16 protein-coding genes are annotated in these 19295 nt (G+C 70.4%); 6 read left to right on the top strand and 10 right to left on the bottom strand.

From position 1 onward, the window contains the following. The first annotated feature begins 32 nt into the window (after positions 1-32). Together ACFZBU_RS34105 and ACFZBU_RS34110 are read left to right on the top strand one after the other, a co-directional pair. Complete coding sequence (locus tag ACFZBU_RS34105; protein WP_391587582.1) at positions 33-425, top strand: hypothetical protein; 393 nt, start codon at positions 33-35, stop codon at positions 423-425. Beyond that, positions 422-1333, top strand: coding sequence for a hypothetical protein (locus tag ACFZBU_RS34110; RefSeq protein WP_391587583.1), 912 nt, complete (start codon positions 422-424; stop codon positions 1331-1333). The genes ACFZBU_RS34105 and ACFZBU_RS34110 overlap by 4 nt, the downstream gene beginning before the upstream one ends. Here ACFZBU_RS34110 and ACFZBU_RS34115 read toward each other — a convergent pair. The 5 genes from ACFZBU_RS34115 to thrS form a co-directional block, all read right to left on the bottom strand. Then, positions 1299-2567 carry a hypothetical protein gene (locus ACFZBU_RS34115; protein WP_391587584.1) on the bottom strand — a complete coding sequence of 423 codons (1269 nt, stop codon included), beginning with the start codon at positions 2565-2567 and terminating at the stop codon, positions 1299-1301. The genes ACFZBU_RS34110 and ACFZBU_RS34115 overlap by 35 nt on opposite strands. Positions 2568-2742: 175 nt before the next feature. Further along, on the bottom strand, positions 2743-4017 hold the full coding sequence (locus tag ACFZBU_RS34120; RefSeq protein ID WP_391587585.1) for a glycosyltransferase 87 family protein: 1275 nt from the start codon (positions 4015-4017) through the stop codon (positions 2743-2745). Beyond that, positions 4014-4418 carry a thiol-disulfide oxidoreductase DCC family protein gene (locus ACFZBU_RS34125; protein WP_391587586.1) on the bottom strand — a complete coding sequence of 135 codons (405 nt, stop codon included), beginning with the start codon at positions 4416-4418 and terminating at the stop codon, positions 4014-4016. The genes ACFZBU_RS34120 and ACFZBU_RS34125 overlap by 4 nt, the downstream gene beginning before the upstream one ends. A gap of 121 nt (positions 4419-4539) precedes the next feature. Next, entirely contained in the window at positions 4540-5100 is a 561-nt protein-coding gene (locus tag ACFZBU_RS34130; protein WP_391587587.1) for an HIT family protein, read from the bottom strand. Positions 5101-5179: 79 nt separating this feature from the next. After that, on the bottom strand, positions 5180-7159 hold the full coding sequence (thrS, locus tag ACFZBU_RS34135) for a threonine--tRNA ligase (RefSeq protein ID WP_391587588.1): 1980 nt from the start codon (positions 7157-7159) through the stop codon (positions 5180-5182). Positions 7160-7477: 318 nt separating this feature from the next. On the opposite strand from thrS, the gene ACFZBU_RS34140 reads away from it, so the two are divergent. The 4 genes from ACFZBU_RS34140 (at position 7478) to ACFZBU_RS34155 (ending at position 12404) form a co-directional block, all read left to right on the top strand. Then, positions 7478-7888 carry a hypothetical protein gene (locus ACFZBU_RS34140; RefSeq protein ID WP_391587589.1) on the top strand — a complete coding sequence of 137 codons (411 nt, stop codon included), beginning with the start codon at positions 7478-7480 and terminating at the stop codon, positions 7886-7888. Between the two features lie 62 nt (positions 7889-7950). Next, entirely contained in the window at positions 7951-8673 is a 723-nt protein-coding gene (locus ACFZBU_RS34145; protein WP_391587590.1) for a DUF3105 domain-containing protein, read from the top strand. Beyond that, the gene (locus tag ACFZBU_RS34150) at positions 8670-9365 is read left to right on the top strand and encodes a DUF305 domain-containing protein (RefSeq protein ID WP_391587591.1); all 696 of its coding nucleotides are present in this window, start codon (positions 8670-8672) and stop codon (positions 9363-9365) included. Before ACFZBU_RS34145 ends, ACFZBU_RS34150 begins: the two co-directional genes overlap by 4 nt. 957 nt (positions 9366-10322) lie before the next feature. Then, positions 10323-12404: a PQQ-binding-like beta-propeller repeat protein gene (locus ACFZBU_RS34155; RefSeq protein WP_391587592.1), complete on the top strand. Its 2082-nt coding sequence runs from the start codon at positions 10323-10325 to the stop codon at positions 12402-12404. A 251-nt stretch (positions 12405-12655) separates the two neighbouring features. Here ACFZBU_RS34155 and ACFZBU_RS34160 read toward each other — a convergent pair whose 3' ends face one another. From ACFZBU_RS34160 to ACFZBU_RS34180, 5 genes are all read right to left on the bottom strand, one after another. Further along, on the bottom strand, positions 12656-13291 hold the full coding sequence (locus ACFZBU_RS34160) for a DedA family protein (protein WP_391587593.1): 636 nt from the start codon (positions 13289-13291) through the stop codon (positions 12656-12658). Between the two features lie 1015 nt (positions 13292-14306). Beyond that, positions 14307-15335: a LacI family DNA-binding transcriptional regulator gene (locus ACFZBU_RS34165; RefSeq protein WP_391587594.1), complete on the bottom strand. Its 1029-nt coding sequence runs from the start codon at positions 15333-15335 to the stop codon at positions 14307-14309. Then, entirely contained in the window at positions 15322-16854 is a 1533-nt protein-coding gene (locus ACFZBU_RS34170) for a glycoside hydrolase family 1 protein (RefSeq protein ID WP_391587595.1), read from the bottom strand. Before ACFZBU_RS34170 ends, ACFZBU_RS34165 begins: the two co-directional genes overlap by 14 nt. 184 nt (positions 16855-17038) lie before the next feature. Further along, positions 17039-18013 (bottom strand): carbohydrate ABC transporter permease, encoded by a 975-nt coding sequence (locus ACFZBU_RS34175; protein WP_391587596.1) that lies wholly within the window; start codon positions 18011-18013, stop codon positions 17039-17041. A gap of 1 nt (position 18014) precedes the next feature. Beyond that, the gene (locus ACFZBU_RS34180; RefSeq protein ID WP_391587597.1) at positions 18015-18944 is read right to left on the bottom strand and encodes a carbohydrate ABC transporter permease; all 930 of its coding nucleotides are present in this window, start codon (positions 18942-18944) and stop codon (positions 18015-18017) included. Between the last annotated feature and the right edge of the window lie 351 nt (positions 18945-19295).

A 19295-nucleotide genomic window follows, 5' to 3' on the forward strand; every position in this document is an offset into this window, starting at 1 on the left:
CCCGCGGTTTCCGCCTGGGCTGGCGCGCGGTGGTGACCGTACTGATTTTCGGCGCCTTGTTGCGCGGCGCGATCTGGGGCACCGACATGGCGTTCCCCTTCGGCCCGCTCACCCAGTACGCGTTCCGCACCGATCCCAACGGCGTGATCGAGTCGAACTACGTCGACGCCGACACCACGGACGGCAGGCGCATCCACATCCCGATGGCGCACTCGGGCATGAGCCGCGCCCAGTTGGAGGGCCAGCTCTGGAAGTTCCTCCAGGATCCGAGCCTGCTCCAGCAATTGGCCAAGAACCAACGCGAGCGCTACCCGCACGACCCGCACTATCTGCGGCTCTATCTGATGCGCGACACCGTCGTGCTGCGCGACGCCGCCGAGGAACGCCGCTTCACCGAGACGCTGACCCAGTGGGAGGTCAAGTGAGCACCGCAGCGCAGGGCGCCGCGGGCTGGGTCCGGGCCGCCCGACGCTGGTGGTACCCGTCGGTCCCGGTCCTGCGGATCGCCTGGATCCGGCTGTTCGTCTACCTCTTCGTGCTGTACGACATCACCGCGCTGACCAAGGGCACGATGGGCAACGCACACCTGCCCGCGTCGCTGTACCAGCCGGTCTGGCTGGCGGACACGCTGCACCTGCCGGTGCCCACCCCGGCCCTGGCCGAGACGCTGCGGATGGTGATGTTCATCGGCGCGCCGATCGCCGCGCTCGGCATCCTGCCCCGGCTGTCCGGCACCGTGATGGCGGTGGCGTTCACGTGGTGGGAATTCGTCTACATGTCCTACGGGAAGATCGACCACGACCACTTCGCCATCACCGTCACCCTGTGGTTGCTTCCCACCGCCGGGCGGGCCCGATTCCGGGATCGGCACAGCGACGAGAGAGCCGGCTGGGTGATCCGGTGCATGCAGATGTCGGTGGTGCTGAGCTACTTCTTCGCGGCCTGGGCCAAGATCCGCGAGTCCGGCTTCCGCTGGGTGACCGGCGCCACCTTCTATTGGGCGATCGAGCGACGCGGGACCGGGTTCGCCCGGCCCCTCCAGGACCATCCGGTACTGCTCCAGCTCGGCCAGTGGGTGATGATGATCGCCGAATTGCTCGCGCCGGTGATGCTGGTGCTGCGCCGCTGGTGGCTGTTCTTCGCGGTGTGTTTCTGGCTGGGCTTCCACCTGTTGACGTACCTGAGCATCGAGATCCACTTCCTGCCGACGGTGATCTGCTTCACCGCGTTCGTGCCGTGGGAGAGGGTCGACGCGAGGCTGCGGGCCGGCCTTCGGCGGGTGCGGCCCAAACGATCGCTCACACCGCCGGAGCCGGCAGTGCTCGTTCCGTAGCCACCAGAGCGAGCAGCACCGCGGCGCCGGTCCACGCCAGCGGCGCCACCGAAGCCGGCGTGCCGTCCGCGGCCACCTTCTCCGGGAGCGAGCCGTAAGCGGTGCGGTGCGCAGCGAGCCAGTCCAACCGACGAGCGGCCGCCGCCGGATGTCCCGACGCGGCGTCGTACAGCGCGAAGGACGCGGTCTCCGGCGTCCACGCGGTGGACGGGTCGCCGGCCCAGTCCAGACCGGGCAGGACACCGCCGTTGGGCAGGGTCAGCCGGTCGGCGGTGCGCCGCACGGCCGAGTCGACCTTGGCGTCGGGACCCGCGAACGGCGGCCCCAGCCAGGTCACCGCGCTGTCCTCACCCCCCGAGGAGCTCGGCGTGCGCTGATAGCCGTACGCACCGAACCAGGTGCGGATCCCGGTGTCGAGCCGGGACGCGGCGGCGGACCACCGGGTCGCCGCCGGGTCGCCCATCCGGCGGGCCAGGTCGGCGGACGCGCGCAGGCCGGCCAGCAGCGGCGCGGCCGTACCCAGGGTGATCTGATCGGTGCGCGTCTCCCAGTAGTCCGGGCCCGCCGGCGGCAGCCCGGACCGTTGCAGGCTTCCCGCGACATGATCGGCGGCGGCCCGCACCGCCGGCCACAGCTCGGCCAGGCCCGCGCGGGTCGCGGGGGCGTTCGGGTCCTGTGCCACGTACCAGAACCACACCGCCCACGGCATCCAGCCGCTGCCGTCCTGCTGCGCCCGGCGCCGGTCGGGGACGATCCCCTCAACCGTGTAGCGCGCCTCCCACGTCCCGTCCGCGCGCTGCAGGCCGGCCAGGTGCCGAAGGACGAGCAGGGCATCGTCGGGGTGTCCCGTCGCGGTGTACGCCGCGGCCACCCAACTTCCGTCCCGGGGCCAGACGTTGGACCAGAAGCTGTGCCAGGACGCGGTCACCGCGCCGTCCGGTCGGGTGAGCAGCCGCAGATCGCGCAGGGCCCGCTCGGCCATGTCCCGGCGAGCGGCGGTGTCGCCCGGCACGTGCCCGGCGTCCAGCCACGCGCGCTCCGCGGCGGTGGGCGGTCGCGCGGGGGCGTCGGTGGGCACGATCTGCAGCGCGCCGGGATCGCCGGCCACGCCACCCATCAGGAGCGGGCCGGTGGGACGCGGACCCTTGGTGGCACTGGTGAGCGTCGACACGAGCAGCGTGCACAGCAGGAGTATCGCGGTGGATATGCCGATCCGGCGGGCCCTGCCGTGCATCCGGTACCGCCTCGCCACGAAGGTCCGCGGAGCGCTCGAGGCCCCGCGGGAACATAGGACAAGTCTACGAACGCCGGTTTGGATGGCCACCGCTGGGCGGTGCGCTCGCAGTCCGGAGGGGATACGGCCGAGACGGGCGGACCGTCCAGCCGTGGGCCGCGCAGGGCGTCCGCGCCTACGGGACCAAACCCTGGGAGCCGGATCGATCCGCCGATCGGCGAGCGGCACCGAACCGGGCGAACGAGTGAAATCCGGAACCACTCCGCTCGGCGATCACACAGGAGATCAGACAACCGATCAGCACGCACACGCCCGCGATCACATAGGCGTTGCCCGCGAGCAATTGCCACCCCCGCAGGTGCAGCTCGCGATCGTTGCCGAAGGGCACCGTCCACACGAGACCGGCGGGCAACACGCCGGCCACCCGGGGCCGGTCCATCGGATACGCCGCCGCGAGGGCGCACAGGGCGGCGAGCGCCACCACCTCCGGCCACGCCCGGGTCCGCCGAACCCGATCCACCAGCAGGATCACCAGGGGCAGCGCCCACACCCAGTGGTGCGTCCAGGAGATCGGCGACACCAGCAGCGCGGTCAACGCGCACAACCCCATGCCGGTGAGCTCCGCGCCGCGCCGCGCGGCACGCACGGCGAGCGTCATCCCGAGCGCCGCCACCACCGTCGCGAGCGCTGGCCACAGCACGCCCGGCGCCGGGTCGGCGCCGAACTGTCGAGCCACCGCACCGTGCAACGACTGGTTGCCGGGGAACTGGGCCAGCCCGATCCGAGCATCGTCGAAGAACAGCCCGCCCCAGTAGTCCACGCACTCACGCGGCAACACCACGAACGCCACCGCGATCGTGCCGACGAACGTCCCCAGCGCGGTCACCGCCTCGCGCACCCGTCCGGTCAGCAGCAGGTACGGGATGAAGATCACCGGCGTCAGCTTGAGCCCGGCCGCGATCCCCACGCCGACCCCGACCAGCCGGGCCCCACGCGGGCGGGACAGGTCCCACAGGACCAGCACCAGCAGCAGCAGGTTGATCTGCCCGAAGCGCAGGTTCTCCTGCACCGGCTCGGTCCACAACAGCGCCGCGGCGGTCAGCGCGGTGGCCCGCACCCGATCGCCGCGCAGTCCGGCCACCCCCCAGGCGAGCCATGTCGCCACCGCGACCAGGACCAGGTTCGCCGCCACGCCCAGCGCCTTGACCGCCACCCACGGCAGCCATGCCAGCGGCGTGAACACCAGGCCGGCCCACGGCGTGTAGGTGAACGGGAGCCGCCCGGGCCGGACCGTGTACAACTCGCCGTGTCCGGCGAGCACGTCCGCTCCGCCCGCGCGATACACCGCCAGGTCGCCGAGCCACCACGCGTCGCCCGATCCGAACAGGCCGAGCGCGAGGTACGCGGCGACCGACGCCGCGGCCACCGCGAGGGCGAACCCGCGACTCACCCGTGCAGGGTGACGGTATCCGGCCGCAGGTGCGCCGGCATGGCACACGCCGGAGTCCCGCCGGGCATGCGGTCGCGGTTGTCCGCGACCAGGCGGTACACGCCGTGCGCGGCGATGCTGACCGGCTGCACCCGCAGGGCGGCGCCGGCCAGGGCCCACGGGCCGCCGGCGTTCATCAGCAGCTTGGCCACCGCGTGGTGGCCGCCGTACACGGTGCCGACGGGGGTCACCCACAACACCTCGTGCTCGGCGCGGTGCTGCTCGACGCCGAGTTCCTCGAGTTCGGCGAACTGCCAGGCCACCACGTCGGCATCGAACGGGATGTGCTTCCGGGCGAACTCCACCGACCGGGTACAAAAACCGCAGTCGCCGTCGTACACGAGAACCGGTCGTGCGCTCAAAGCTCTTCTCCTTGACAACAGCCGCTTGGATCCTGCCATCGGACCGCCTCCGCCCACCGGCTCCGAGCGCGCCCGCCCCGCCCGCGGCGCGCCCGCACCCTTGGGGCGCCGACCGATCCGGTCAGTCGACCGGCCACGCGGAGGCCAACATCTCGCGGGTGTCCGCGAGCAGTTGCGGGAGCACCTTGGTGTGCCCGACCACGGGCATGAAGTTGGTGTCGCCGCCCCAGCGCGGCACCAGGTGCTGGTGCAGGTGCGCGGCGATCCCCGCCCCGGCGACGTGGCCCTGGTTCATCCCGATGTTGAACCCCTGCGCACCGGACACCTTGCGCAGAGTGGCCATCGCGAGCTTGGTGAACCGGGCGAGCTCGATCGTCTCCGCGTCGTCCAGGTCGGTGTAGTCCGCGACGTGCCGATAGGGCACCACCATCAGGTGGCCGCCGTTGTACGGGTACAGATTCAGCACCGCGTAGACCTGCTCGCCCCGCGCGACGACGAGCCCGTCGACATCGCTCAGCGACGGAATCCGGCAGAACGGGCACCCGTCGTCGGGAGTCGGCCCCGACGGCTTGTTCTCACCCTTGATGTACGCCATCCGATGGGGAGTCCACAGCCGGGCAAAGGCATCCGGCCCCCCAACCCCGTCCTGCATCTCGGGCTCGCTCGTCATGCCAGGAAGCATATGCCGTGGGCCGGGACGGGCCGCGACCCGGTGACCGCACGCTGTCGCGCGATCCCGGGCCGCGGCCGATGACACCGTGTCAGATCTGGATGCGGTCCTGGACGGCCTTGACGATCTCGGCCACTGCGGCGTCGACCGGCACGCCGTTGTTCTGCTCGCCGCTGCGGTAGCGGAAGCTCACCGCGCCGGCCTGTACGTCCTCGTCGCCCGCCAGGAGCATGTACGGGATCTTGAACTTGTTGGCGTTGCGGATCTTCTTCTGCATCCGGTCCGCCGAGTCGTCGATCTCGACCCGGATGCCGTGTGCCTTGAGCTTGGCCGCGACCTCTTCGAGGTAGGGGACGTGCTCCTCGGTGATCGGGATGCCGACCACCTGGACCGGCGCGAGCCACGGCGGCATCTTGCCGGCGTAGTGCTCCAGCAGGACCGCGAAGAAGCGCTCGATCGAGCCGAACAGCGCGCGGTGGATCATCACCGGCTGCTGCCGGGTGCCGTCCGACGCGGTGTATTCGAGGTCGAAGCGCTCCGGCAGGTTGAAGTCGACCTGGATGGTCGACATCTGCCAGGTGCGCCCGATCGCGTCCTTGGCCTGGACCGAGATCTTGGGGCCGTAGAACGCGGCGCCGCCCGGGTCGTCGACGAGTTCGAGGCCCTGCTTCTGCGCGGCCTGGCGCAGTGTCTCGGTGGCCTCGGTCCAGTTCTCCTCGCTGCCGATCGACTTCTCCGGGTTCCTGGTGGACAGCTCCAGGTAGAAGTCGTCGAGCCCGTAGTCGCGCAGCAGGTTCAGCACGAAGGTCAGCAGCGAGTCCAGCTCGCCCGCCATCTGGTCGCGCGTGCAGTAGATGTGCGCGTCGTCCTGGGTGAAGCCGCGGGCGCGGGTCAGCCCGTGCACCACACCCGACTTCTCGTAGCGGTAGACCGTGCCGAACTCGAACAGGCGCAGCGGGAACTCCCGGTACGAGCGCCCCCGGGCCCGGTAGATCAGGTTGTGCATCGGGCAGTTCATCGGCTTGAGGTAGTAGCTCTGGCCCTCGTCCAGCTCCATCGGCGGGTACATGCCGTCGGCGTACCAGTCCAGGTGGCCGGACACCTCGAAGAGCTTGCCCTTGGTGGCGTGCGGTGTGTACACGAACTCGTAGCCGGCCTCCTCGTGCCGACGGCGCGAGTAGTCCTCCATCGTGCGGCGGATGATGCCGCCCTTGGGGTGGAAGACGGCCAGGCCCGAGCCGATCTCCTCGGGGATGGAGAACAGGTCCAGCTCGGCGCCGAGCTTGCGGTGGTCGCGCTTCTCGGCCTCCTCCAGGAAGGTCGTGTACGCCTTGAGCTCGTCCTTGCTCGGCCACGCAGTGCCGTAGATCCGCTGGAGCTGCTTGTTCTTCTCGCTGCCGCGCCAATACGCGGCGGCCGAGCGCATCAGCTTGAACGCGGGGATGTTGCGGGTGGTGGGCAGGTGCGGGCCTCGGCAGAGGTCCTTCCAGCACAGCTCGCCGGTCTTGGCGTTCAGGTTGTCGTAGATGGTCAGCTCGCCGGCGCCGACCTCCGCGGAAGCGCCCTCGGCGGCCTCGGCGGCGGAGCCCTTGAGCCCGATCAGCTCCAGCTTGTACGGCTCGTCGGCCAGCTCGGCGCGCGCGTCCTCGTCGGTGGTGACCCGGCGGGCGAAGCGCTGACCCTGCTTGATGATCTCCTGCATCTTCTTCTCGATGCGCTTGAGATCGTCGGGGTGGAACGGCGTCTCGACGTCGAAGTCGTAGTAGAAGCCGTCCTTGATCGGCGGGCCGATGCCGAGCTTGGCCTCGGGGAACAGCTCCTGCACCGCCTGGGCCATCACGTGCGCGGCGGAGTGGCGCAGGATGTCCAGGCCGTCCGGGGAGCCGATCCCCACCGGCTCGATCTCGTCGCCGTCGACCAGGACGTACGCCAGGTCCACGAGCCGGCCGGCCACGCGCGCGGCGACCACCGAGCGGTCGCCCTCGAAGAGCTCGGCAGCCGTAGTGCCCGTGGTCACCACCCGCTCGTCCCGGTCCGGGTCGCGGCTGATGGTCACTCGGGCTTCGGACACCGTTCGTCTCCTGACATGTGGTTGGCGGGTGCTGCGCGGCCGGACTCGGCTCGCTCGCACACCGATGCTCTCGCTCGCACACCGATGCTATCGAGCCGGGAGCGTGAACCTTGCCTCGGTTTCCCCGGCCCGGGCGGGCGCCGGCCCGCGGTGGGCACGCCCGGGCGCGGGCGCCGGTGGGATGCCTGCGCGGAAGCCGGCGAAGACACCTGCGAAGACGCCCGAACACTCGCATCCACCGTCACGTCCCCGTCACGACAACGAAAGATCGAGCCCCGACTTCCCACAGGGTCACTCGTTCGGGTGAGAATAGGGCCCGTGACGCAACGGATGGCCTCGCTGGCAGTCCCGCTGCGGCCGGTGATCCGGCTGTTGGCCGGGGCTGTACTGGCGTGCGCCGCGCTGCTCGGCAGCGCGTTCCCGATCCACGCCGAGTCGGTGCCCTCGACCGCGACGATCCCGACGGTGTGCCCCTTCCATCACACCGCGCACCAGGACCGGGACGACGGCGGGCCGGACGACAAGGGCGACGGTTCGGGGCGGTGCGGCGATCGCTCGCACGCGTGTGTGCCGGCCACCGTTCCGCCGCTGCCGCCGGTAGTCGCACCCGCGCCCAGCTCGATGCTCCCGCCATGGCTGGCCGAACCGGACGCCATCGGTATCGCGCTCGCGCCCGCGCCCGCCAAGGACGCCTCCGACCTGACGGTGCTCTGCGTCAGTCGTACGTGATCCGCGCGGCACACCCTCGCACGGTCCACAGACGAAATCCGGAATCGGAATAAGGCGGAGCCATGGGGCAACAGTCCCCCAACACCTCGAAGAAGCAGAGCAAGGCGCAGCGAACGGCCAGGATGGCGGCAACGCGTGAGCGGGTGGCCGCTCAGCGCGAGCAGGAGCGCAAGGCCGCCAAACGCCGCTCGGCGATCATCTTCGCCGCCTCGGGCATCGCGGTCCTCGCCCTGGTGGCCGGACTGACCGCCGTGGTGATGTCGTCCAACGACGACGGCGACAAGAAGAGCAGCGCGAACAACGTCATCGCCGACGTCAAGCCCGACCCCAACACCAAGAGCGACATAGCCGGGGTGGCCGCGTACACCGCGTCGCAGGGGCACATCTCCAAGCCCAAGGACGTCACCTACAAGCAGACCCCGCCGGTGGGCGGCGAGCACGACCCGGTCTGGCAGAACTGCGGGATCTACGACTCGCCGATCCCCAACCGCAACGGCGTGCACTCGCTGGAACACGGCACGGTGTGGATCACCTACCAGTCGAATCTGCCCGCGGACCAGCTGGAGATCCTGAAGTCCAAGGTCAAGGGCAAGACGTACATGATGCTGAGCCCCTACGACGGGCTGGACAAGCCGGTCGTCGCCTCGGCGTGGGGTCTGCAGCTGAAGCTGGACAACGCGAGCGACCCGCGCCTGGACCAGTTCATCAAGGTGTACAAGGAAGGCAAGCAGACCCCGGAGCCCGGTTCGCCGTGCACGGGCGGGGTCGGGAAGCCGACCTCGTGAGGCCCCGCGCACGCGTCGCGCTGATCGTGGCGACCGGGCTGCTCGCGGTACCCGCGCTGGCGGCCTGTTCGTCCGACGACTCGACGAAACCGGCCGCCGCCGCCGCGCCCACCCGTGCGCTGGGGCCGGCGCCGGCCGCGGTGCCGAACCCGCCGGCCGACGATTCCGTCGACGCCGGGTTCGCACGCGACATGCGTACGCACCACGCGCAGGCCGTACAGATGGCGATGATGGTCCGCGACCTGACCCAGGACGACGCGACCCGCAAGCTCGCGTACGACATCGCGCTGACCCAGCAGGAGCAGATCGGCCGGATGGCGTCCTGGCTCCAACTGTGGGGCCTCACCCTCGGCTCGACCCGGCCGGTCATGCAGTGGATGACGCCGGGTTCGATGCCGGGCCACTCCGGTCACGGCACGCCGGCGGCCGGGGCGGACACCCAGCTGATGCCGGGCATGGCCACGCAGGCGCAGTTGGACAAGCTGGCGACGTTGCACGGCAAGGACGCCGAGGTGATGTTCCTCCAGCTGATGATCACGCACCACGAGGCGGGTGTGGCCATGGCCCGCGAGGGCGTGGCGCGCGCCCAGGTCCAGCAGGTCCGGGATCTGGCGAACACGATGGTGGTGGGCCAGAGTTCGGAGATCGACCTGATGCGGTCGATGCTGACGGAGCGTGGGGCGGCGGCGTAGCACCTGCGCGCTGCCGGTGGTGTGGTGTTCGCGGCTCGGGACGGGTGGACGGGTCGCGGCGGGGTGCTGGCTCGTGCTCGGGCGCGGTGCTCGCAGTTGGGCGCGGTGCTCGCGGTCGGGCGCGGTGCTCGCAGCTGGGTGCGGTGCTCGCGGTCGGGGGGTGCCGGGCTCGCAGCTGTGGGTGCAGTGATCGCGGTCGGGTGCGGTGCTCGCTATTGAGAGCAGCGCTCGCGGATGGGTTCGCCGTTCGCTGTTCGGTGCACCGCTCTTTTCGCGGTGCACCGTTCGCAGCGGAACGCACGGCTTGGCACGGCTCGCTACAGTGCGCGCCGCTCGCGGCGACGGCGAAGTCCAGCGCTCTCGATGGAGGACACCGCTCGCCATGGAGAGCAGTGCTCTGAATAGAGGGCGCCGCTCGAAACGGAGAGCAATGCTCGCAATAGAGAGCAGTGCTTCCGACTGGGGGCACCGCTCGCCGTTCGAGGCATTGCTCGCTGCTCGGTGCACCGCTCCTTGTGCGGTGCACCGCTCGCAGCAGGACGCACGGCTCGCTATGTGGTGCGCCGCTCGCAGCGGAGAGCGCTGCTCTCGGTGGCGTACACCGCTCCATGCGGTGATACGCCACGCAGCGGGGAGGACGGCTCGCTGATGGGTCCTGACGAATACCGACGCCCACGCCCTCTACCTGGTCGCGACGACTCGGCAACGCCCCGGCTCGGATCGCGCGGGACGCATACGCCTCGTCGACCGGCAACCGGCAACCGGCACCACATTCGGTGGGGCTCTGAGCAGGTCAATTGTTCGGGGCGCACATGGCCGGACCGTGGCCTGGGGGGATGCGGGCGTGCCACCGGCCCGGCCGGCATCAGGCGACCTTGGTGCCCACCGGGGCCGTACCATTCCCGAGCGAAGAGTCCGGGTCGGCCTTGGGCGTGGCAACGGGGGTTGCGTGTGCGGGTGTTGGCGGGTCGGTACGAGCTGGTCCGGTTCGTCGGGCGTGGCGGCATGGGCGAGGTCTGGGAAGGGCGGGACCGGCTGATCGAGCGGCGGGTCGCGGTCAAGCTGCTCCCGCATGCGAACGCCGATGCCTCCGGTGCCGCGCTGTTCTTCCGCGAGGCGCGTACGGCGGGGGCGCTGCACCACCCGGGTGTGGTCACCGTGTACGACCTCGGCCAGGACGAGGGGGACGGTTCGCTGTTCCTGGTGATGGAGTTCGTCGAGGGCCGCGACCTGGCCGCGGTGCTCGACAAGGAGGGGCCTCCTGCGGTGCGCACCGCTGTGGGATGGGCGGCGCAGGCCGCCGCGGCGCTGGCCCGGGCGCACACCGCAGGGATCGTCCACCGGGACCTGAAGCCGGCGAACCTGATGCTCACCGTCGAGGACCGGGTCAAGATCCTGGACTTCGGGATAGCCCGGTTCGTGGAGTCCACGAACCGAACCAGCAAGGTGATGGGCACCCTCGCCTACATGCCGCCCGAGCGCTTCGACGAGCAGCCCGGGGATGCCCGCTCGGACCTGTACTCGCTCGGCTGCGTCCTGCACGAACTCCTCACCGGCAACGTGCCGTTCAACGCCACCGGCCCGGTCTCGATGATGAACGCCCACCTGCGGAAGACGCCCACGAGACCCGGCGAACACCGCCACGGCGTACCCGCCGAACTCGACGACCTTGTCCTCGCGTTGCTCGCCAAGGACCCCCGGGACCGACCCGACACCGCCGACGAGGTACACCGACGTCTGCGCGCCGCCGTCGACCTCGCCCCGGACGCCGAAACCCGGCGCATGGTCCGGGAAGCGAATCCGATCGGCGACGCGCCGACCATCGGCCTCGATCGAAAGCCCGCCGCAAGCGGCACACCGCGAAGTGGTGCCGGCGGCGGCCCATCCGAAGCCCCGACCCCCACGCGCCGCCGCCTACTGTGGCTTGTCGGCGGCGGCGCAGTCACCGCTCTGGGCATCAGCGGCGTTCTCGAACTGCTCGACTCGCCCGACGACCGGCGAGAACCGCAGCGCACCGCCGGCGACCAGGTCCCGTCGTCCCCGCCCGCAGTGGCCCGCACCGACACCACGGTGCGCTGGTCCTACTCCACCGGGGCCGAGGTCGACTCCTCGCCGGCGGTCGTGGACGGGGTGGTGTACATCGGCAGCCACGACAAGAACGTGTACGCGCTCGACGCCGCCACCGGCACCAAGAAGTGGGCCTACACCACCGGTCACGTGGTCGGCTCCTCGCCGGCGGTGGTGAACGGAGTGGTGTACGTCGGCAGCCGCGACAAGAACGTCTACGCGCTCGACGCCGCCACGGGAACCAAGAAGTGGGACTACGCCACAGGCGCCGAGGTCGACTCGTCGCCGGTGGTGGTCGACGGGGTGGTGTACGTCGGCTGCCGGAACAAGAACGTGTACGCGCTGGACGCAACCACGGGTGCCAAGAAGTGGGCCGCTGCCACCGGGGCCGAGATCAGTTCGGTTCCGGCGGTGGCGGACGGGGTGGTGTACGTCGGCAGCGTCGACAAGAACGTGTACGCGCTCGATGCCGCCACCGGCACCAGGAAGTGGGGCCACGCGACAGGCGCCGAGGTCTTCTCGTCGCCTGTGGTGGCGGGCGGGGTGGTGTACGTCGGCAGCGCCGACAAGAACGTGTACGCCCTCGACGCCGCCACCGGCACCAGGAAATGGGTCTACACCACCGGCGAAAAGGTCGTTTCCTCGCCGGTCGTCGTGAGCGGGGTGGTGTACGTCGGCAGCGCCGACAAGAACGTATACGCCCTCGACGCCGCCACCGGCGCCAAGAAGTGGGCTTACACCACCGGAGGCATGGTCTGGCAGTCGCCGGCGGTTGTGGGCGGGGTCGTCTATGTCCCCAGCAATGACAAGAACGTGTACGCGCTCGACGCCGGCACCGGTGCCAAGAAATGGGCCTGCTCCATCGGGGCCTCCACCAGCTCGAACCCGGTGATAGCGGGCGGGATGGTGTATATCGGCAGCGGTGACAAGAATGTGTACGCGCTCGACGCAGTTCCCGGCACCGGCCCGTAAGTGCGCCGCTCGCTGCGGAGAGCGCCGCTCTCGGTGCAGTGCACCGCTCGCGTTTGGGCGCACCGCTCGTTGTCCGGTGCACCGCTCGTTGCCCGGTGCACCGTTCGCCGGGCGGCGCACCGCTCGTTGTGGGGCACATCGTTTGCGGCGGGGCGCGCAGCTCGTCGCGGCCGGCGGATAGGCGAGTGGGGCGCGGGATCGATGGTGATCCCGCGCCCCACTGTGCTCGATGGCGAAGTGCCGCCGCGGCGTTAGACCTCGACGGTCGCCGTCGTCGCCGTCGCATCGCCGGCATGGCGTCGGCGGCGGACCTCGCGAACGACACGTGCCGGCACTCCCACGATCAACGGCACCGAGGCGCCCAGCGCCATCCCGCCGAGGACCACCAGCAGCGGACTGTCCTCGACGATGCGTCCCGCCAGCGTGCCGACCGTCATCGCGTACGACACCGAGATGGTCGCCCCGACCAGCGTCGCCGCGCGGAACTGCGGGCGGGGATAGCCCAGTCGGCCGGCAAGCATGTTCACCGCGGTTCGGCCGCCGGGCAGGAAACGGGCCGCGATCAGTGCGGACATCCCGCCTTTGGCCAGCGCGCCCCGGGCCAGGTCCATCGCCTTCTGTCGGCGCGGCCCGAGCACGGCGTCGCCCCCGCGACGCAGCCGTGCGCGGCCCACCGCGTAGGCGCACTGGTCCCCGATGAAGGCACCGACCCCGGCGGTCAGTAGAACCAGGACGATGTACCGAAGGTCACCGTCGGCGACCGCTGCCGCGGCCATCACGAGTTCGTCGCCCGGCACGATCGGCAGTACGGCGTCGATGGAAACGATCAGCGGCATCGCCAGCCACAACCACGGAGAGAACAACAGGCCGGTTCCGGCGCCGGTCACTGGTGTACCCCCGCGCACGCGCAGCGGATCGGTAGACAGGTATCGGTCACCGGGAGATCATCGCGCGATCCCCCATCCGGCGGAACATCGGGTCCTGGTCACCGCCGCTCACCTGACGTGATACGGCCTGAAAAACACCCATCTCAGAGGCCTGATCCGCGGAAAAGTGACCTCATCATCGTGTCGACTTCCCGATTCGGAGATCACACTTTCGGCGCACTCCCGCAGGAGTGGCCACTCCCCCAATCCACCAACAACACCCCCCGGCTACCACCCTCGCCCGACCCTCACACACCAACACGGCGGAGACGCACCTCGGGTGCAGCCGGCCCGTCAGGCGCTTGGGAGCGGGCGGCGCGCCGGGCGTGTGGGAGCAGGCGGGGCGTCAGGCGCTCGGCAGTGGTCGGGGCATCCGGCGCCCGGGGAATTCGCGCCCGCCAACGCAGGAGGCGATCAGGCCCGCCGACGCTCAAGGACGTCGAGCGGACCGGTGTTCGAGGGACGCCCGGCCGGTCGGCACTTGGCGCCGAACCAGCCCGGCCAACGCTTCAGGCCGCCCAAGCCTGGCAACGCCTCGCCTCGGTCATACCCTTCAGCCCCGGCAGGCGATTGACGCCACCCCAAGCCCGCCAAGGCCCCGCCCCGGCCGGCCCCTTCAGCCCCGGCCGGCGCTTGAGGCCGGATCAGTCCGGCCGGCGCGAGAGGCCGCCCAAGCCTGGCAATGCCTCACCCCAGCCAATCCCCCCACCTCGGACGGCACTCGAGGTCAAACCAGCCTTGCCGACGCGTGAGGTCAAACCAGCCCAGCCGGCGCGTGAGGCCACCCAAGGCCCACCGAGACCCAGCAAATGGCGCTTGAGGCCACCCAAAACCCACCGAGACCCACCGGAGACCCACCAAATCCCGCCCCAGCCAAACCCTCAGCCCGACCGGCGGCGCCTGAAGCCACCCTCAGCCCACCAAAGCCCAAGCCCGGCCAACCCCGCCGGCCCGACCGAAGCCCCGTGTGTGCGGGTCACGACGACGACCGCTCGATCAGCGTCGTCGGCAACACCACGGAGTCGCCGACGGCCCCGCCCCCGATCCGCTCCAGCAGCAGACGCGTCATCAACCGCCCCTGCCTCGCCACGTGTTGCCGCACAGTGGTGAGCGCCGGCGCAGCCCAGCCCGCGACGTCCGCATCGTCGAACCCGACCACCGCCACGTCCTCGGGAATGCGCCTGCCCTCCTCCGCCAGCACGGCCATCGCCCCGACCGCCATCAGATCGGACGCCGCGAACACCGCGTCCACCCCCGGCTCCTCCGCCAACAGTCGCCGCATCGCCGCGGCCCCGCCGGCCCGGCTGAAGTCGCCGTGCGCAACGAGCGCCGGCCCCGGTACCGCGTCCAGGTAGCCGCGCAGCCGGTCCACGCCCGCGCACATGTCCTGCGGTCCGGCGATGGTGGCGATCCGCTCCCGACCGCGGCCGCTCAGGTGCTCGACCGCGGCGCGCGCACCGCCCACGTTGTCCGCGTCGACGTAGACGAAGTCGGCGTCCGGACCGAGCGGCCGACCGCCGACCACCACCGGGATGCCCGCGTCGTGCAGCCGACCCGCCAACGAGTCGTCCCCGTGCAGCGACACCAACAGCGCCCCGTCCACATGGCCGCCGCGCAGGTACCGCTCCAACCGATCCTGCTGCGCCGGGGTACGCACCATCATCAGCACCAACTGATGGTCGGTGTCCGCCAGTTCGGTGCCCACCGAGCGCACGATCGCGGACAGGTACGGGTCGCCGAACAGCCGGGTCTCCGGCTCCTGGACGACCAGCGCCACCGAATCGGTGCGCCGGGTGACCAGAGTTCGGGCCGCGCGGTTGGGCACGTATCCGGTCCGCACGATCGCCGCCTCGACCACCTCGCGTACCCGAGGGCTGACCTTCGGTGAGCTGTTGATCACCCGGGAGACGGTGGCCCGGGACACCCCGGCCACCGCCGCCACCGTCTCCAGGGTCGGCGGTTCGGCCGTCGGTGCGGCCTCGCCCCGGCCGTCAGTGCTGGTCAATGCTCCCCATCCCGTCCCGCGCCGACTCGGCCCGGAGGTCCCGATTGCCGGCGATCACCGACGCATACCACCGTGCGCTGTACTTGGGCGTACGTCCACCGGTCGCGAAATCCACGTGCACGATGCCGAAGCGCTTCGCGTAGCCGTACGCCCACTCGAAATTGTCCAACAGAGACCACACGAAGTAGCCCCGCACATCCACGCCGTCCGCGATCGCCCGGCGTACTTCCGCGATATGCGCGGCGATGTAGTCCGCCCGTTCGACATCCTCGATCGCGCCGGCCGCGTCCACGCGGTCCTCGTACGCCGCGCCGTTCTCGGTGATCATCAGCGGCAGGTCCGGGGCCTCCTCCCGGATCCGCGCCAGCACGTCGTACAGGCCGCCCGGGTCGATCCCCCAGCCCATCGCGGTACGCGCGCCGGGCACCTGGGTGAACCGCACGTCCGCACAGGCCGGCCAGGGCGAGTACGCGCTCGCACCGTGGCCGTCGTCACGATGCCCGGCCGCCTCGGCACCCGCGTCACCGCCTTCGGCGCCACCGCCGCCGCCATTGCCATCGCCCTCGCCGCCGACCAGCAGGGGGGTGTAGTAGTTCACCCCGAGCATGTCGATCGGTCGGGCGATCTCGGCGAGGTCGCCGTCCCGGACGAACGCCCAGTCGGTCACCGAGGCGGTGTCCGCCAGCACATCGGCCGGGTACGCCCCACGCAGCAGCGGATCGAGGAAGATCCGGTTGGCCAGGCCGTCCACCCGACGCACCGCGTCCAGATCCGCCGGCCGGTCCGAAGTGGGGCGTACGGCGGCCGTGTTGAGCGTGATCCCGATCCGGTGTCCGGCCGGCAGCTCGGCCCGCAACGCCCGCACGCCGAGCCCGTGTGCGAGCAGCAGATGGTGATGCGCACGCAGGGACAGCTCCGGATCGGTCAGTCCCGGCGCGTGTACGCCCGAACCGTGTCCCAGGAACGCGGAACACCACGGCTCGTTGAGCGTGGTCCAGTCGCGAACCCGGTCGCCGAGCCGCGCCGCGACGATCCGCGCGTACTCGGCGAATCGCGACGCGGTGTCGCGCGCACCCCAGCCGCCCGCGTCCTGGAGCGCCTGCGGCAGGTCCCAGTGATAGAGCGTCAGATACGGATCCACTCCGTGTGCGAGCAGTTCGTCCACGAGCCGGTCGTAGAAGTCGAGTCCGGCCGGGTTGCCCGGACCGCTGCCGCTGGGCTGGACCCGCGCCCACGCGACGGAGAACCGGTAGGCGCCCAGGCCGAGTTCGCACATCAGCCCGACATCTTCCCGATAGCGGTGGTAGTGGTCGGTGGCCACGTCGCCGGTGTCCCCGGCGTGCACCCGTCCGGGAGTACGACTGAAGGTGTCCCAGATCGACGGCGCGCGACCACCCTCGGCCACGGCCCCCTCGATCTGGTACGCGGCGGTGGCCGCGCCCCAGACGAATCCGGGCGGGAAGCCGCCGACGGGAAGGCTCGTCGGTGCTGTGCGGGTGGACAGGGTGTGGTTGGTCATGATGGTGCTTCCCTTTCTCCGGTTGGCTTGACGCTGCTCGGCGCCCATCGGCACCCATCGACGCCCATCGGCGCCGGACCGGCTCGGCGTCCTCGGACCGATCGGCCAGGACCGATCAGCGCCGGGTAGGGATACGTCGGGTACGGATACGTCGGCCCCTGCGGCTCGATCGGCCCTCCAGCGATCACCCCTTGACCGCGCCCTGCATGATGCCGCCGACGATCTGCCTGCCGAGCAGGCCGAAGACGACCAATACCGGCAGCGTGCCGAGCAGCGTCCCGGCGAGGATGATCGACTGGTCGTGGACGTATCCCCCGCCGAGCGAGTTGATCGCGACCTGCACGGTGGGGTTGCTCGACGACAGCGCGATGATCGGCCAGAAGAAGTCGTTCCACGTGGTCATGAAGGTGAGCAGGCCCAGTACCGCCATCGCCGGGCGCGCGATCGGAATGACGATCGACCAGAAGATCCGCGCGTACGACGCGCCGTCCACCCGGCCGGCCTCGATCAGTTCGTCCGGCAGCGCCTCCATCAGGTACTGCCGCATGAAGAACACGCCGAACGCGGTGACCAACGTGGGCAGGATGACGGCCTGGAGCTGGTTCACCCATTCCAGCTTCGCCATGATCATGAACAGCGGAATCAGGCCCAGTTGCGGCGGGATCATCATCGTCGCCACGGTGATTCCGAGCAGGATGCCCCGGCCTCGGAAGCGCAGCTTGGCGAACGCGAACCCGGCCAGTGTCGAACACAACACGGTCCCCGCCGCGACCGTGACCGACACGATGGTCGAGTTGATCAGCGCCTGCACGATGTCGGCCTCGTCGAGCGCCTTGTCGAAGTTTCCGAGCAGGTTGCCGCCGGGCGTGAACGGCGGTGGCACGTGGTTGATTTCGGCGTTGCTGCGGGTGGCGGCGACGATCGACCAGTAGAACGGGAAGACCGAGAGCAGCGTCGCGAAGCCCAGGATCAGGTAGACCAGGGGCCCGCCGTGCAGTTGACGCGTGCGCTTGGACCGACCGAGCCGACCGGGCCGACCGGACCGACCCGGGCGGCGGAACCAGCCGGTTCCTCCGGCCGGTTCGGGCGACGGACCCTCCGACGGTGAGCCGGCCGGGCGGGCGGTCCGGCGAAGTACGGCGACGGGCGTGCGTGCCATGTCAGCGGCCCTCTCGGGTCTCGTGGCGCGAACGGCTCGCGGAGACAAGCGCGTTGATGCCGATGACGACAAGGATGATCAGGAACGTCGTCCACGCGATCGCGGAGGCCTTCCCGAGCGCGTAGTTGCTCCAGCCGGTCTCGTACATGTAGAGCCCGATGGTCTGGTACTGATGCGAAGCCCCGCCTCGGACGCCGATCGGTCCGCCCTGGAGCAGCAACGGCTCGGCGAAGATCTGCATCGCGCCGATCGTCGAGACCACGACGGTGAACACGATCGTGGGCCGCAGTCCCGGAAGGGTGACGTGCCGGAACTGATGCCAGGACTTCGCCCCGTCCAACGCCGCGGCCTCGTAGCGATCGTGCGGAATGGCCTGCATCGCGGCGAGGTAGATGAGCGCGTTGTAGCCCACCCAACGCCAGGTGACGATGGTCGAGACGGCTATCTGGGAGGTCCAAGTGCCGTTGTACCAGTCGACGTTGTCGACGCCGAACAGCCCGAGGAACCAGTTGATCATCCCGTAGTCGCGCCCGAACAGGCCACCGAACACGAGCGTCGCGGCGGCGACGGAAGTCGCGTACGGCATCAGGATCGCGACCCGGAAGAAGGTCCGCCCGCGCAGCCGACGATTGAGCAGATGCGCCAGGCCGAGGGCCATGCACAGCTGCGGGACCGTGGATATCAGCCCGATGGTGAAGGTGTTGCGCAGCGCCTTCCAGAAGAACTTGTCCTGCCAGAGGTTGGTGTAGTTCTCCAACCCGAGCCAGGTCATGTCGTCCGGATTCTGCAATCGCACGTGGTGCAGGGATATGTATCCGGTGTACAGGAGCGGGAACAGGCCGAAGGCGATGAAGAGGACGAAGAACGGCGCGACGAAGGCGTAGGGAGAAGCGGTGTTCGCCCGGCGCCGCCAGAGTTGACGGGGAGTCATGACGGGTCGATGTGCCTTGGTTTCGGGGCTCGACGGGAGCTGATGTCGGGATTCGGTCCGGGGACCGTCGGGGGATTGGGCTGCATGGGCAGGGGGTGGTGCCGCCATCGGAATCACTCCGGGCCGGGAGGGGTGGGCGGACGGTGGGACGGGTGGCCCGACCGGGGAAGGAACGGCCGGGCCACGGAGGGGCGGTGCCGAATCGGACCGGGCGCGGCCGCCGGGCGGCGGCCGTCCGTCGCGTACTGCGCGCGTGGCGCGGTCGGAGGTCGCGGGGCGCGCGGTCGCGCGGTCGCGGGGCGGGGGGCTCGGGTCTCGCGTGGGTCTCGGGGTGCGGGGCGCGAGGCGGAG

The organism is Embleya sp. NPDC008237 (assembly GCF_042956465.1).
GTDB lineage: Bacteria > Actinomycetota > Actinomycetes > Streptomycetales > Streptomycetaceae > Embleya.